This is a genomic window from Mucilaginibacter paludis DSM 18603 (assembly GCF_000166195.2).
GTDB classification, from domain to species: domain Bacteria; phylum Bacteroidota; class Bacteroidia; order Sphingobacteriales; family Sphingobacteriaceae; genus Mucilaginibacter; species Mucilaginibacter paludis.
This window is the reverse complement of record NZ_CM001403.1, coordinates 8184145-8199399: the sequence shown is the minus strand read 5'-3', so window position 1 is coordinate 8199399 and position 15255 is coordinate 8184145. Positions and strand designations below refer to the sequence as shown.

At 42.9% G+C, this 15255-nt stretch carries 14 protein-coding genes; 12 read left to right on the top strand and 2 right to left on the bottom strand.

All coding sequences use genetic code 11. The annotated features are described in order from the left end of the window. Nucleotides 1-12: 12 nt before the first annotated feature. Together MUCPA_RS34725 and MUCPA_RS34720 are read left to right on the top strand one after the other, a co-directional pair. Complete coding sequence (locus MUCPA_RS34725) at nucleotides 13-852, top strand: universal stress protein (protein WP_008513235.1); 840 nt, start codon at nucleotides 13-15, stop codon at nucleotides 850-852. Between the two features lie 59 nt (nucleotides 853-911). Continuing rightward, nucleotides 912-3605 (top strand): cation-translocating P-type ATPase, encoded by a 2694-nt coding sequence (locus MUCPA_RS34720; protein WP_233276823.1) that lies wholly within the window; start codon nucleotides 912-914, stop codon nucleotides 3603-3605. A 377-nt stretch (nucleotides 3606-3982) separates the two neighbouring features. On the opposite strand, the gene MUCPA_RS34715 is transcribed toward MUCPA_RS34720, so the two are convergent. Both MUCPA_RS34715 and MUCPA_RS34710 read right to left on the bottom strand, forming a co-directional pair. Further along, nucleotides 3983-5062, bottom strand: a complete 1080-nt coding sequence (locus tag MUCPA_RS34715; RefSeq protein WP_233276822.1) for an AI-2E family transporter — start codon at nucleotides 5060-5062, stop codon at nucleotides 3983-3985. Nucleotides 5063-5091: 29 nt separating this feature from the next. Next, nucleotides 5092-5577, bottom strand: a complete 486-nt coding sequence (locus MUCPA_RS34710; RefSeq protein ID WP_008513228.1) for a hypothetical protein — start codon at nucleotides 5575-5577, stop codon at nucleotides 5092-5094. Nucleotides 5578-5702: 125 nt separating this feature from the next. Here MUCPA_RS34710 and MUCPA_RS34705 point away from each other — a divergent pair, with 125 nt between their 5' ends. From MUCPA_RS34705 to pstB, 10 genes are all read left to right on the top strand, one after another. Then, nucleotides 5703-6047, top strand: a complete 345-nt coding sequence (locus MUCPA_RS34705; RefSeq protein WP_040626841.1) for a hypothetical protein — start codon at nucleotides 5703-5705, stop codon at nucleotides 6045-6047. Continuing rightward, entirely contained in the window at nucleotides 6044-6550 is a 507-nt protein-coding gene (locus MUCPA_RS34700; protein WP_040626839.1) for a universal stress protein, read from the top strand. The genes MUCPA_RS34705 and MUCPA_RS34700 overlap by 4 nt, the downstream gene beginning before the upstream one ends. 51 nt (nucleotides 6551-6601) lie before the next feature. Then, entirely contained in the window at nucleotides 6602-9130 is a 2529-nt protein-coding gene (locus MUCPA_RS34695) for a cation-translocating P-type ATPase (protein ID WP_008513224.1), read from the top strand. Further along, entirely contained in the window at nucleotides 9127-10242 is a 1116-nt protein-coding gene (locus tag MUCPA_RS34690) for an Acg family FMN-binding oxidoreductase (RefSeq protein ID WP_008513223.1), read from the top strand. Before MUCPA_RS34695 ends, MUCPA_RS34690 begins: the two co-directional genes overlap by 4 nt. A gap of 69 nt (nucleotides 10243-10311) precedes the next feature. Beyond that, nucleotides 10312-10767: a hypothetical protein gene (locus MUCPA_RS34685; RefSeq protein WP_008513222.1), complete on the top strand. Its 456-nt coding sequence runs from the start codon at nucleotides 10312-10314 to the stop codon at nucleotides 10765-10767. Between the two features lie 16 nt (nucleotides 10768-10783). Next, nucleotides 10784-11596 (top strand): DUF6544 family protein, encoded by an 813-nt coding sequence (locus MUCPA_RS34680; RefSeq protein WP_008513220.1) that lies wholly within the window; start codon nucleotides 10784-10786, stop codon nucleotides 11594-11596. Nucleotides 11597-11659: 63 nt separating this feature from the next. Further along, the gene (locus MUCPA_RS34675; protein ID WP_040626837.1) at nucleotides 11660-12496 is read left to right on the top strand and encodes a PstS family phosphate ABC transporter substrate-binding protein; all 837 of its coding nucleotides are present in this window, start codon (nucleotides 11660-11662) and stop codon (nucleotides 12494-12496) included. A 3-nt stretch (nucleotides 12497-12499) separates the two neighbouring features. Further along, entirely contained in the window at nucleotides 12500-13390 is an 891-nt protein-coding gene (pstC, locus tag MUCPA_RS34670) for a phosphate ABC transporter permease subunit PstC (protein WP_008513215.1), read from the top strand. After that, nucleotides 13387-14232: a phosphate ABC transporter permease PstA gene (pstA, locus tag MUCPA_RS34665; protein ID WP_008513213.1), complete on the top strand. Its 846-nt coding sequence runs from the start codon at nucleotides 13387-13389 to the stop codon at nucleotides 14230-14232. The genes pstC and pstA overlap by 4 nt, the downstream gene beginning before the upstream one ends. Beyond that, nucleotides 14225-14986 carry a phosphate ABC transporter ATP-binding protein PstB gene (gene pstB / locus MUCPA_RS34660; protein WP_008513211.1) on the top strand — a complete coding sequence of 254 codons (762 nt, stop codon included), beginning with the start codon at nucleotides 14225-14227 and terminating at the stop codon, nucleotides 14984-14986. The genes pstA and pstB overlap by 8 nt, the downstream gene beginning before the upstream one ends. Nucleotides 14987-15255 lie beyond the last annotated feature (269 nt).

Here is a 15255-nt window from a genome sequence, read left to right as displayed (position 1 = left end):
CTACAATTAATTATGGAAAAGATACTTGTTACAACAGATCAGTCCACTAATTCAAAAGCCGCCATCCGGTTTGCTGTCAAATTAGCGAAGCAACGTAAAGCAGAATTGATCATCCTGCATGTTTACCATCTTTTAAAGCCTTTCAATTGGAGTGACAGTGAATTTAAAGAGTATGGCGATGCATTCAGGGAGAAAATAGCAACGGAATTAACATCATTCATTGCCGAAATCTATCATGATATTCATGAACCCGAAATCCAGCATCAATTGGTGCTGGTATCCAATATCGATGTGGTAGATGGCATTATGCAATATGCAGCTAAACATGATTGTTCTTATATCTGTATCGCTACCCGCGGTGCTGGTGTATTGACTAAAATATTTGGAACCCATACCGCCAAACTAATCACTCATTCCCATATACCGGTGATCTGCATACCAAGTGGTTATCATTTAAAAGAGCTGAAAAATATTCTTTATGCGTCTGATATGACCGATTACGAAAGAGAATTGGTAAAGATTGTTGCTTTTGCAAGGCCCATCAACGCAAGCGTGGAGATGATGCATATCTCTTATCCCTTCGAGTTTAGTTTTGATAAAGAATTGATGGAAGCCACTTTAAAGAAAAAAGCAGATTACGAAGTGACCATTCTTAACAAAAAAAGAGACATTACCAATACCCTGCTGGAAGATATAGAAGATGCGATTAAGGCTAGCAAATCTTCGCTTTTGGTTTTATTTACGCATCAGTCAAGATCTGTGTTTGAAAAGCTATTTTACCCATCCAATGCAGAGGATTACTCATTTTATGGAAAGATACCGCTGCTAACTTTCAATAAAAATGAAAACTAAATAAAGATGGCCTGTTTCGATTTTTTGTCTTAAATATATATTAACCCTTTTCTATGCTAATGAAATACCCTTTAGATCATCCGTTTTCGTTAGCTGCCGAAGATGTTGTAAAACAAATACAAACCGACATTCACAAAGGGATTAGCCAGAACGAAGCGGTTAAGCGATCGGAGATGTATGGGCCGAATATCTTTAAGAGGCAAAAGCAAAAAAGCCTTTGGTGGATCATGCTGGTGCAATTTAAAAGCCCCATAGTTTATCTGCTGTTTTTTGGCGCGGTCGTGTCCCTTTATTTTAAGGATGTATTGGAAACCATTGCTATCCTGGTTGTTATTGTGATCAACGCCCTGATCGGTTTTTTTATGGAAATGCAGGCCCGTAGCTCGATGAACGCGCTCAAAAAAATGGATATTATACTGGCCAGGGTGATCCGTGAGGGAAAAACCAGGGCTATCCCGTCCGAACAGTTGGTACCCGGCGACCTCGTACCGCTGGAGGCTGGGGATATCATCCCTGCTGATGGCCGTTTAGTAGTTGTAAACCGTTTGCAATGCGATGAATCTTCATTGACCGGGGAGTCACTCCCATCTGATAAAGCTATTGATGCGTTAAAAGAAGGTACAGTTATTGGCGACCAGCATAACATGGTTTTCAAGGGCACCTCAGTCATTAACGGCAATGGAAAAATGGTGATCACCGGTATAGCCGCCCAAACCCAATTGGGGACTATATCTTCCCTGGTGGCAAGCGCCGCTGATACCATTACTCCGCTTGACAAGAAATTAAATAAGTTGAGCCGTAAACTGATCTGGATAACATTAGGTATGACGGCAATCTTTGCGGTAACCGGTTTTATACAGGGTAAGGCGCTGTTGACGATTATCGAAACCTCCATAGCGCTGGCCGTGGCTGCCATACCCGAGGGTTTACCTATCGTGGCAACCGTAGCTTTATCATACGGTATGTTGCTCATGGCTAAACGAAACGCGATCGTGAAAAAATTATCTTCCGTAGAAACGCTGGGCAGCACCGGGGTGATCCTGACGGACAAAACGGGCACGTTAACAGAAAATAAGATCCATGCCGATACTTTCGCCTTTCCGGATGAAAACGTAAAAGTTCATATTGAAGATCATGTATTAAAATTCCCGGAAGGGGTAATCAAATCAAGCGTCGAAAATTTTAACAAACTGTTATTGACAGGCATTTTGTGTAACGACGCGGTTTTGAGTCCGAATGCAAAAAATAAAGATAATACCAAATATTCAGGTGACCCCGTTGAAGTGGCGCTGTTTCAAATAGCCATAGCCGCAGGCTTGGATACCGCCGTGCTTCTAAAACAATATGTTCGTATCGGCGAAGTGCCATTCAGTTCGGAGATCATGATGATGGGTACTTTGCACCGAACACCCGCAGGGGATTTTGCGGCAGCCAAAGGTTCGGTTGAGCAGTTATTGGAAAAATGCAGTAATGTACAATCGGGTGCGCATATCAAAGTGCTGGATAGCAAGGAGAAAAAGGAAATTCTTTCAAAGTCAGAGCAAATGGCAACTTCGGGGCTGCGGGTACTGGCTTTTGCTTACCGGTCAGCTAAAAGTCTGGATGCAAAAGACTTTATGAATAATTTAACCTATATAGGTATGGCCGGTTTCCTTGATCCGCCCAGGACAGATATTAAAGGTGCCATTTTAAACTGCCGGAATGCCGGAATTAAAGTTGTGATGATCACCGGCGACCATCCCCAAACAGCGCTGAATATCGCCCGGAAAGTGGGTTTGATTGAACAAGATAACCAAAAGGTGATTACCGGTAAGGAATTGCCAAAAAGTGATTCATTAACCAAAGAGTGGCGGCAACGCATACTCGATACCGCTGTTTTTGCACGGGCCTCGCCCAAACAAAAACTGGAGATCGCAGATGTTTTTCAACAGGATGGTTTCATTGTTGCCATGACGGGCGACGGGGTTAATGACGCACCAGCATTGAAAAAAGCTGATGTAGGGATAGCGATGGGCATCAGAGGCACCCAGGTAGCTAAAGAGACGGCCAGTATTATCTTAAAAGACGATTCGTTTACTTCTATTGCCGAAGCAGTAGCGCACGGGCGCGAGATTTTTCAAAACATTCAAAAATTTGTGGTATACCTCGTTTCCTGCAACCTGAGCGAGATATTTATTGTAACTATTTTAGGGATTGTTATGCCCGGAGCTACGTTATTACCTCTACAGATCCTATTTCTTAATATGGTTACCGATATCTTTCCCGCACTGGCACTGGGCTTGGGGTCTGGCGATCAAACTGTGATGCAGCGGCCTCCCCGGGATCCTAAAATGAATATCATCACCAACAAAAAATGGCTGACGATAGCTCTATACTCTGCCAGTATCACCGCCGCAGTGATCATTGCTGTAGTGTATTGTAAAGAAGTGCTGCATAGCGATGACCGTACCTGCAATAACGTAGCTTTTATTACGCTTACTTTTACCCAGTTATTTCATGTGTTCAATATGTCATCGGCTGGTGACCAATTGCTGAATAACGAGATTACAAGGAACAAATTTGTGTGGATCGCGCTCATTATTTGCAGCAGCCTTACTTTTATGGTCTTCGCTGTTCCTGGTATGCGTTTGGTTTTAGGCTTATCCGTACTTTCATTAAAAATATGGATAGTTACGATCATTGTTAGCCTGTTACCGTTGATTACTATCCAGATATATAAAGCCTTTTCTGGAAAGCAACAAGCGAAGGCTTAAATAACCGTTGACTTTTCTTTAACTGCCGATGGATTCCTGGTTTGACCATGCCGGTAAGGATAGGTTAAGCCAAGAAAGCACCTAACCAAATTTTAAAAGTTTCCTAAGTCGTAAAAAAGAAAAACCAAATACTAATTAAGGGATAGTGGTTGCTTTTGAAAAGGTAGCCCAGAATTGTTGTACGATAAATAAAATTAGTAAATAAGTTAATAGCCTGATAGGCATTAATCCCGAAATTTCAGAACAGGTGCGATACGATGTGAAGATTTTAAGCAGTAAGATGACAACCGTTAAAATCAACGTCATGAGGATAAACGGCGCAGGAATTAATACTTGTTCGCCTTATAAATTATCGGGGCTATTGATAATTCCTTACATCAAACCTTCATTGGGCTTTTGGCAGGCCTTTCATCTCCCAGTAGCACGCCCCATTGTTTGTAATTTCCGGACCGGTCAAAAACTATTTTTAAAATGGAAATTATCGGCATCGCCAGAAACATGCCCGATAAGCCAGCCATAACCCCACCAATGATGATCCCAACTATGGAAACCAGCGCATTAATTTTTACTTGTGAACCTACTATACGCGGCATCAGAATATTGTTGTCCAAAAACTGAACGAATGTAATAGCGCCTAAAACGATAAGTACATCGCTGATCTTATCCGATGACGCAAGCGTTAATAATACCCCTAAGATATTTCCGATTAATGCCCCCAGGTAAGGGATCAGGTTTAAAAAAGCGAATATAATACCGATCAACAAGGCATTCTGAATGCCTAATATCCACAATGCTCCGCCGAGCAGTATGATGATATAAGTGATCTGTATCAATAACCCGATAAGGTAGCTTTTTACCATCTTTTCTGTTTGCCTGATTCCTTCTTCAACGTTAAGGTGTTCATTAGCGTTAAACCACATTAAAATAAATTTCAAAAATAAATTCCTGTATAATATGATCAGGTAAATATAAATAGGTAGAAGCCCGATGAATATAATGACGCCGGATAAGGAACCTGCTGCGCCGCTCAGCATTCCGCCTAACGAACTGAACAGCTTTTTGCTCTGTTCATTAATGAATTTCAGTTGTTCTGCCGGAGAATAGCCAAAAGAATTACTGATCCAGATGCTGAGACTATCCAAATGCCTGGTAACTGTTCGCTGTATCTGGGGGAAATCATCCAGCAAAGCCGATACCTGGCTGGTAAACAACCAAATAACAAGGGCCAAGCTAATAATTAATAAAAGTATGGGTAAAAAAATAGCGATACTCTCCGGAATTTTCAGCTTTCGAAACAAGCGAAAGATGGGCATCAGCATGAGTGAGAAGAAAAAGGCCATTAGCAACGGCATAATTACTGTATTCCCTAAAACAATCAATGCCCCTAACAAAAAGAGTCCCAGCAACTCAACTGACCGTTTTACTGTTAAGGGCAAATCTTTAATAGTGGTGCCCATGATAAACATTACTTTTATTAGAGATTAATTTAATCATTGTCTTTCCCGCTTCCTTCTTTCGCAGGCGATATCGCGTTGGTTCCGATCTCGGTATGCCTGATCTGTCCACCGAGGTAACCTGTTCTGGCAACGAGGCCAAATCCGATTAGGGTAGCAAATAATGCGATCAAGGCAATCGGCCGGATCAAGGACTGGCTTTTCCAGGTTACAAAAAGCCCGGCCATCGAAATTACACCGACGACGATCAAACCGATCAAGGATGTCAGCGCAGATTCAGCATGTTCTTCAATCATATTTTTAGAGATTCCTTGTATATGCTCGACAGTTTCTTCTGCACCTTCACCGGTTGCATAAGCTATACCGGCACCTATAGCCGAAATGATCAGAACATGATAAGCGGCGATCAATGTCGTATTGCTTTTTCTCCATATTCCATGGATCAACACAAACGCACCTAATATAGAACCGAATATCGGCAGGTGGGTGATCAGTAAATGGATGTGTGTTTGACTCATGATCTTTTTTATCAAAGATGTCAAATAATGGGCTTGCTTTTAATGACGGCTATCAGCCATTAAAATGATTAAGATCATTATTATCAGTGATTTAAATGCCAGATTTGCAGTCTATAAAAGCTGTTATGAAAACTATCCTGATGCTGACTGATTTCTCCGAAAACGCTACGCACGCAGCCTGTGCTGCGGCCAGTATCGTTGAGAAATTACACACCGATATCCTGCTTTTCAATACCTATTACGATCATCCCATATTGCCAGCTTATGGCGGCGGGCCATGGGTGGTAGAAGAGTTTGTGTTCCGCAAAGAGGATAGTACAGCACAACTTTCGCATTTAGCCATTAAGCTTAGGCACGTCATTGCGGATCCAACAAAAAATGGCTTCAGGCCCAAAACGGATTACCAGAGTGGTGAAGGGTCGCTCGGCGGGAATGTTGAGATTATTCTAAAGGAAAAGAGATTGATATGATCGTGATGGGAGGAAGTACAAACAGCGGCCTTGAACACTTATTTTTTGGCAGCGACACGATGGATGTTATCGATCATGCCAACTGCCCTGTCCTGGTTATACCTCCAAAAGCTTCATTAAAAAAATTAAATAAGGTTACGTTAGCTACCGCATTTGAACTGGCCGATATTAATGCCATCACGTACCTGGTGGATCTGTCTGAGCACATCGGTTTTGAACTGGAAATCGTTCACATATCATTATCGGAAAAGGACGAGGAACCCGTTAAGGAACGGATCCATAATCACGTCCGCGCTTTAAAACAAGCCAATGTCACCTATCAGCAGATCAGGGGAAAAGATGTGATCAAACGGTTAAAAAGAATGTGTAAAGACAACGGCTCAGATATCCTGGCCCTGGTACACTATCAGCACGGTTTTTTTGCCGATATCTTCAGGACGAGTAACACGGAACAGGCACTATCCGGAAATCATTTGCCGATAATGGTCATTCCGTCGCTATAATTAACCCATAAGGTGACTATCATATAGTCCTCCTGTTAAACAATTACCCAGATGCCTTTAGAAAAATTAACTATACAGGGACTAACCGCAGCACAGGTAACTGAAGCCAGGGCCAAATACGGGCGAAACGTTTTAGATTATAGAAAGGAAAACGGGTTTATTGATGCGGTAAAAAGCCTAGCAAAAGAGCCGATGGTAATTTTATTGCTGGTTACCTCGTGTATTTACTTCATCAGTGGAAAAACCGGCGACGGTATTTTTCTGGCTTCGGCAATTGTGCTGGTGGCTGGTATTTCCTTATACCAGGATTCTCGCAGCAGGAACGCACTCGAAAAATTAAAGGAATTTTCCCAGCCGTCCTGCAAGGTAATCAGGAATGGAAAAGTGGAAGAAATAAAAAGTGAAGACCTCGTAATTGGTGATAGCTTAAGGATAGAAGAAGGCACCTCTATTACCGCTGATGGTGTTATCGTTCAATCCAACGACTTTTCTGTTAACGAAAGTATTCTGACGGGTGAATCTTTAGCTGTTTACAAAGATAAAACTGTCATTGACAATTTAATTTTTCATGGAACCACGGTAGCAAGCGGCCTGGCCATAGCAACGATAACCGCCATTGGTAACCAAACCCGGCTTGGAAAAATCGGCAAAAGCCTGGAAGCTATTGTTGAGGAAAAGACACCACTGGAATTACAGATCAACAATTTTGTAAAAAAAATGGTGATTGCCGGTGTTATCGTATTCCTGATTGTGTGGGGCATCAACTATTTTCATTCCGCTAATATTTTAGATAGTTTGATCAAAGCACTTACCCTTGCGATGAGTATTCTGCCGGAAGAGATCCCGGTAGCCTTTACTACTTTCATGGCTTTGGGTGCGTGGCGACTGATGAAGATGGGCATTGTAGTAAAACAGATGAAAACTGTTGAAACGCTGGGCAGTGCATCTGTAATATGTACCGATAAAACCGGGACGATAACGGAGAATAAGATGAGCCTGGCGAGGGTTTATCTGCTGAAACAGAATCAGATTTTAAAAGCAGAAAGCATCACTGGCGAACCTGAAAAGGAATTGATCAGGATTGCGATGTGGGCCAGTGAACCCATACCTTTTGATCCGATGGAAATTGCCCTGCACGAGGCCTATTCAAAAAGCTCCAAAATGGATGAACGGCTTACTTATAAAATGATCCATGAATATCCGCTGGGCGGCAAACCGCCCATGATGACCCACCTGTTCGAGAATGCAGAGGGGGAGCGCATTATCGCAGCAAAAGGTGCACCCGAAGCGCTGATTAAAGTCAGTGATCTGTACGATATCGAGAAAGACCGTATAACTTCTGCAATTAAGCAACTCGCAGCGGAGGGATACCGTGTATTGGCTGTCGGGCAGGCCATTTTTAACGGTAATGAATTCCCAGCTACCCAGCAGGAATTCAAATTTGCATTTAAAGGGCTGGTTGCGTTTTACGATCCGCCAAAGAAAAATATCAGTGCAGTAATGCAGGATTTTTACAAAGCCGGTATCGCAGTAAAGATCATTACGGGCGATAACGCGGAGACTACCGGAGCTATCGCCCGTCAAATTGATTTCCACGGTTTTCATCAATGTATCAGCGGCGATGCGCTGATGCAATTGTCTGACAAAGAGCTCGGGGATAAGGTAGAAACCGTTAATATTTTCACCCGCATGTTCCCGGATGCCAAACTCAGGATCATCAATGCCTTAAAAGCTAAAAACGAGATCGTAGCCATGACCGGCGACGGTGTGAACGATGGCCCCGCACTAAAGGCTGCAAACATTGGCATAGCTATGGGCAAAAAGGGGACAGAAATTGCCAAACAGGCAGCGTCGCTGATCCTGCTGGAAGATGATCTCTCCAAAATGGTTGATGCCATAGCGATGGGCAGGCGCATTTATACTAACTTAAAAAAGGCGATCCAGTATATTATCTCCATCCATATCCCTATCGTATTAACTGTATTTATTCCTTTGGCCCTGGGCTGGATCTACCCCAATATATTTTCGCCGGTACATATCATTTTCCTGGAATTGATCATGGGGCCAACCTGTTCCATTATTTATGAGAATGAGCCGATGGAAAAGAATACCATGCTGCAAAAACCACGACCGTTCAGTACCACTTTTTTTAACTGGAAAGAATTAACCACCAGTATTATACAAGGTTTGGTGGTCACAATTGGCACGCTGGCAACCTACCAGTATGCCGTAAGTAAAGGGGCAGATGAACAGCTAACCCGTACCATGGTATTTACCTGCCTGATCGCCGCCAATATATTATTGACACTGGTGAACCGTTCCTTCTTTTATTCAGTGCTCACGACCATCAGATATAAAAATAACCTCGTTTTGCTAATCATCAGTATCACCTTGCTTATTTCAGCTACTTTAATTTATGTAAGACCGTTAGCAATTTTCTTCAGTTTCGAGCCATTAAAATTTGAACAGCTTTTAATCAGTGCGGGTATCGGCTTTTTGTCGGTAATATGGTTTGAACTTTTTAAATGGCGAAAACGAATGACAGCCAAAAAGATTCCTGCAAATAATACCCCATCATGAACAGAAGGAAATTTTTAGGTATAACAGGGGGATCGATTGTTACAGCTGGGATAACCTATTACGCCTTGAGCGATAAAAGCAATTTTGAGAGAGCTGATTTGAAGCCTGATACCGCAGTTAAAACTCAATTGACCGATGATGAACGGCAAATATTATTCCTTGCATCGCTGGCCCCCAGCGGGCATAATACGCAACCCTGGCTGATTAAATACATTGAACCTATGCACTGGATAATCTGTAACGATAAAACAAAATGGTTACCGGCTGTCGATCCGACTCAAAGGGAGACCATGCTATCCATTGGCGCATTTATTCAGAATATAGAATACGCCGCCAGTCACCTCGGCTACCGCTGCCAATTCAGTCTAATGGCTAATACTAACCAGGACGAAAAGGTAATGGAAGTAAAACTGATCAAGTCGGGAAACCTCTTCAGGTATGATACCAAAACTATCATACAACGCAGGACCGTAAGATCAAACATGCTGACCGAAGCATTGAAAACTGAAGATGTCAGGCTGCTAATGGCCAATGAAACTGATTTTATTCGCTTTGTACCCCGTACAACTAAAGCTTATCAATATCTGAACGAACAAACCATCGAAGCCAATAAGATCCAGTCTTACCGTAACGCAGCGCAAAAAGAACTTGCTGACTGGATCAGGTTTTCAAATAAGGATGCAGAGCAATACCGTGACGGTTTAACTCCGGGAAGTATGGAAATCGAGGGTATTTCCGGCTGGGTGGTGCGAAACTTTTATGGGAAACCGAACGTGATGGGTAACAGCTTCAGAGATCAGAATATCAAACAGGCAGAACAGCAGGTAGCATCTTCGGCCGGCTGGTTTTTAATCACAAGTAAGGATGCTTCTGTGCCGAGCCTCATCGAAACAGGGCGGCGGATGCAGCGGCTGTTCCTGAAAGTAAGAGATCAAAATATCGCTATACACCCCATGACCCAAATACTGGAGGAGCCGTCCATACATCAAGGCCTTAATGCCTCTGTCGGGATCACTGACCGGGTGCAGTTCATTTTAAGGACAGGTTATATAAAAGATTATCCCGAACCGGTTTCGTTAAGACGGCCGGTAGACTGGCTCATACGCTCCTGACGAAGAAACAATCCATTCAATAACAAATAAGATATTCTAAATTCTGACCAACACACACCTTGCAATAAAATGAAATCAACAATAGGGCGAAACTGCCTGATCTTATTATTGGGTTTTCTGAGTTTAGGGGCTATAGGTGGAGGTGCATCACTAATCATTTCGCCAAATGGCAGCTTGATAGGTATGCCATTGTTCCTGCTGAAGAAGTCTCCTTTTCATGATTTTTTAATACCAGGGATCGTTTTATTTCTATTGCTTGGCGTAGCTCCATTCGTGTTAGTTTTTGCACTGATCAGAAAACCGGCATCTGAATTTGTCGAAAAACTTAACTGCTATGATGATATGCACTGGGCCTGGACCTTTAGTATTTATACGGCATTTATACTGATCGCATGGATACAGTTGGAAATGATGTTTTTACAGGCGGTAAGCTGGCTGCATACTTTCTATATGTCTCTTGCCATTGCTATATTATTTGTCGCCTTATTGCCGGCAGTCAGGAGTTTATATCAAAAATCATCTTAATTAAAATAGGAAGATTATGCTCATTACAGTAATAGTCATTACAGCGCTTTTAGCAGCATTTATCATTGGTAGGGTTAACCTTGCTGTCCGGTTCGGTAAAACCGTGAACCGGCTTTTTGCTTCAGCAAAACCAGTTTCAGATAAAACCTTTAATTACGACCAACTAACAGGTTTACCAAAGCCTGTGCAGCGGTATTTTAAACATGTTTTAAGAAACGGGCAACCTTACATCAGTTACGTCAGTCTTTTACACGACGGGCAATTTAAAACGGGCCTGGATAAGGACTGGACGGCTATTAAAGGCGAGCAATATTTCACCGTCGAAAAGCCAGGCTTCATCTGGAAAGGTACAACCTCCCTCTTCACTGCCCGTGATATGTATATTGCTGATAAGGGCAGGCTTATCGTTTCCGTTTTGTCCCTTTACAATGTGGTAGATGCACAGGGAGAGAGCTTTAACCAGGGCGAATTGTTGCGATGGCTGGCTGAAGGGGTTTGGTTTCCCACCAACCTGCTGCCAGGGGATCGACTGAAATGGATAGCCATTGATGAAAATACAGCAAAACTTACCTTTAGCTATAACGGAATGTCGCTATACTACATTGTAACATTTGACGGCGAAGGGTTGATTACCCAAATGGAAACCAAACGCTATATGGAAAAAGGCCGGCTGGAAACCTGGATAGGTAAAATGGCCGGTTATAAGCAGATCAACGGCGTATTCGTACCAACAAACATAGAAGCCATATGGAGGTTAGAAAAAGGCGACTTCTGTTATGCTAAATTTAGGGTAACCAAAATAGTTTACGACCAGCCCCGAATGTTTTAATTGGTGATAGGTATTTAACATCAATATCATATTCGAACCCTATATTACAAAATTAATAAGTTCATGATGAGATACTTACTGTGCTTATTAATCATCCTGTTGGTTTCGTGTAGCGACGCAGGCAAATTTATCAAAGTAAAGGGCTCTGATACGGAGGTTAAATTGGCGGTTAGCCTGGCAGAAAACTTTTATAAGGTACACGCCGATTTCAGTGTGGCAATCTCGGGCGGCGGATCGGGTCTTGGTATTGCTTCATTGCTTAACGGGCAAACTGATATAGCCAATTCATCCAGGCCACTGAACGCAGAAGAAATTGTGCTGCTGAAGGCAAAAGGCATTCCTATACGGACAGTGATTTTTGCAGAGGACGCCACAGCTTTTATAGTTCACAAAGATTTTCCCCTGGATTCTATTGATGTGATGTCGTTAGCTAAGGTATTAAACGGGCAATATAAAACCTGGAAACCGCTTACAGGCAAGGATATACAGATTAATATTTATGGAAGGCAAAGTAATTCGGGAACACATTCCTTTATCAGGAGCAAATTAAAGATTGAATTTAGCCGGGATGCCAAGGAAATGAATGGCAATGCCCAGATTGTGGAGGGCATTAAGCACGACAGATCCGGAATTGGTTATGTTGGTGCCGGTTATATACTCAATAACGGAACCGAACAACCCATAAAAGTATTAAAGATAATTGCTAAACCTGGAAGCATTGCGATTTCGCCCTTAGATATCAAAGCAATTGCCGCGCACCAGTATTATTTTCAGCGACCGTTATATCAGTTTATACCCCTTACATCCTGGAATAAAGTGTCTGCATTTATTGATTTTGAAAAAAGCGCGGCAGGACAAAAGATCATCACTACATCCGGTTACTACATTATCCCAAAATAAGATATGAAATTAGCGATCAGAGAAAAAACAGATCAAGCTGCCAAATTATTGTTCCGGATGACCGGCCTGATGGTGATCGCGATACTGGCGGGTATATTCTTTATGCTGCTGTGGAATACAATTGCCTTTTTTTTGAAAGTAAAGCCCTGGGATTTTATTACCGGCACACAATGGAGTCCATCAGGAACCCCTGCTAATTATGGTATGCTGCCCTTGTTAGTGAGCACCAGCCTGGTTACGCTGGGAGCCATGTGTATCGCGATTCCTTTAGGTATAGGAACCGCCTCCTTCCTGTCGGACTACGCGGGCAGAAAGCTAAAAAGCGTATTGAAACCAGCCATAGAGATGTTGGCTTCCGTCCCATCAGTAGCTATCGGATTTTTAGGTATCGTCGTATTGGGCCCAGGCATTGCCAGTATCACAGGTCAATCAAATGGATTGAATGCGCTTAATGGTGCTGTATTATTAGCTATCATGTCATTACCTACCATTATCACCGTAACCCAGGACGCGCTGGAGGGTGTGCCGAACGCCTATAAAGAAGCAAGTTACAGCGTTGGCGCCAACCGGTGGCAAACCCTGATACAAGTAACCATACCAGCCGCGGCACCGGGTATTTTGGCAGCTGTTATGCTGGGTGTTGGCCGTGCCATTGGCGAAACGATGACGGTATTAATGGCCACCGGCAACGCATCCGCTTTTCCAAAAGGATTTTTTCATTCGGTACGAACCATGACGGCTACCATCGCTATTGAGATGGGGGAGGTGCCTTATCAAACTACGCATTATTACGCGTTGTTCGCCATTGCGGCAGTGCTGTTTTTAATGACGTTATTGGTGAATATTGTTGGTGAGTACTTTGTAAACAAATACCGAAAATACCAGGCAGCATGATGAAAAAGCTCACACCAATTATTGAATGGGGAACTTTGCTTTTAACCACAGGTTTGGTTTGTTTTTTCCTGTTAGCCATTTTGTGGGATCTGATCAGTAAAGGGTCTTCGTCCTTATCCTGGGCATTTATCAGCACTTCACCAACTGATGGGATGACCAAAGGTGGTATTTTACCTGCCATTATCGGCACGGTATTACTCACATTGATCACAGCCTTAATAGCGGCACCCTTTGGTATTTGCTGCGCAATCTACCTGAATGAATACGCTACGGATAGTTGGCTTACCAGGATCATCAGGGCCTCGATACGTAATTTAGCGGGTGTACCGTCTATTATTTATGGCTTGTTCGGGCTGGCGTTGTTTGTACAAGGCCTGCAAATGGGAACTTCGCTTTTAGCTGCGGGATTAACGCTGGGCCTTTTATCGCTGCCCTATATTATCATTACCACCGAAGAAGCGCTTAGGCGCGTTCCCAACAGTATGCGCGAGGCTGCTTTAGCAGTTGGAGCCACCCAATTTGAATCTATCCGCGATGTGGTATTGCCGTCTGCAGTACCAGGCATGTTAACCGGCCTGGTACTCACGCTATCCCGTGCAGCCGGGGAAACAGCGCCAATTTTATTTACCGGTGTAGCTTTTTACATCAATAAACCGGCAGGCTATTTAAACCAGGAATTTATGGCGCTGCCTTACCATTTGTATATGTTATCTACCCAACACCAGGCTATTGAACAAGTAAGGCCTTTAGCTTACGGTACGGCATTGGTATTAATCATTGTGGTGTTTTTTCTGAACCTTTCAGCTTTTTATATACGTTATCAGCACAGTAAACATGAGTAAAGAGCATATCAAACTATCAGCAACAGCAGCTAAATTATGGTTTGGCAACAAGCAGGTATTAAAAAACGTAACTGTAGCTTTTCCTCAAAATAAGATCACGGCACTAATCGGCCCGTCTGGTTGCGGTAAAAGTACCCTGCTTAGATGCTTTAACAGGATGCATGATCTTTCGGCCGATGTGAGGATTGAAGGGGATTTTTTACTGGAAGACCAGAACCTGTACAAAGGGAAACTTTCGGCCACCGAAGTCAGGCGGCGTATCGGGATGGTTTTTCAGCAGGCCAATCCCTTCCCAAAAAGTATTTATGAAAACATCAACTACGGTTTAAAGATCAATAATATCCCTAAAGACCAGCGACTCGGTATTATTGAAAATGCATTGAAAGAAAGCTACATATGGGACGAGGTGAAAGATGACCTGCAGAAACCAGCTACCCGGCTCTCGGGCGGTCAGCAGCAGCGCTTGTGTATAGCCCGGGCCGTTGCCCTGCGCCCTGAGGTGATCTTGATGGATGAGCCCTGCTCGGCATTAGACCCGATAAGCACCGCCAAGATAGAAGAGCTTATACTGAAGCTGAAAAAAGATTATACCATCGTAATTGTGACGCACAATATGCAGCAGGCACAGCGGATAGCTGATCAAACTGTTTTTATGTACCTGGGCGAGATAATTGAGGCGGGCGATACGAAACAGATCTTTGATAAACCCGCTAATGAACTGACAAAGAATTATGTGAAGGGACATTTTGGATAGTATAACTGTTTGTTTTGATATTGAAATCGGCATCCGTCATGGGTTCATCATCTATCCGGTACTAAAAAAAATAAACAGGGCACAAGAGAAAGTTTCTTTAATTTGAAAGGGTAAATCCTTCAGCGGCCAGAAGACAAACGGTTGCTTGCCTCATCTATTTCCCTCTAAAATCTTAACTGTCTCTCATTCAATTTGATTGACGCTGCAGCATCATTGTTTATGATGATGGCTGTCACTTCTTTAACCCTTTATTAAGGTCACTTTTATAA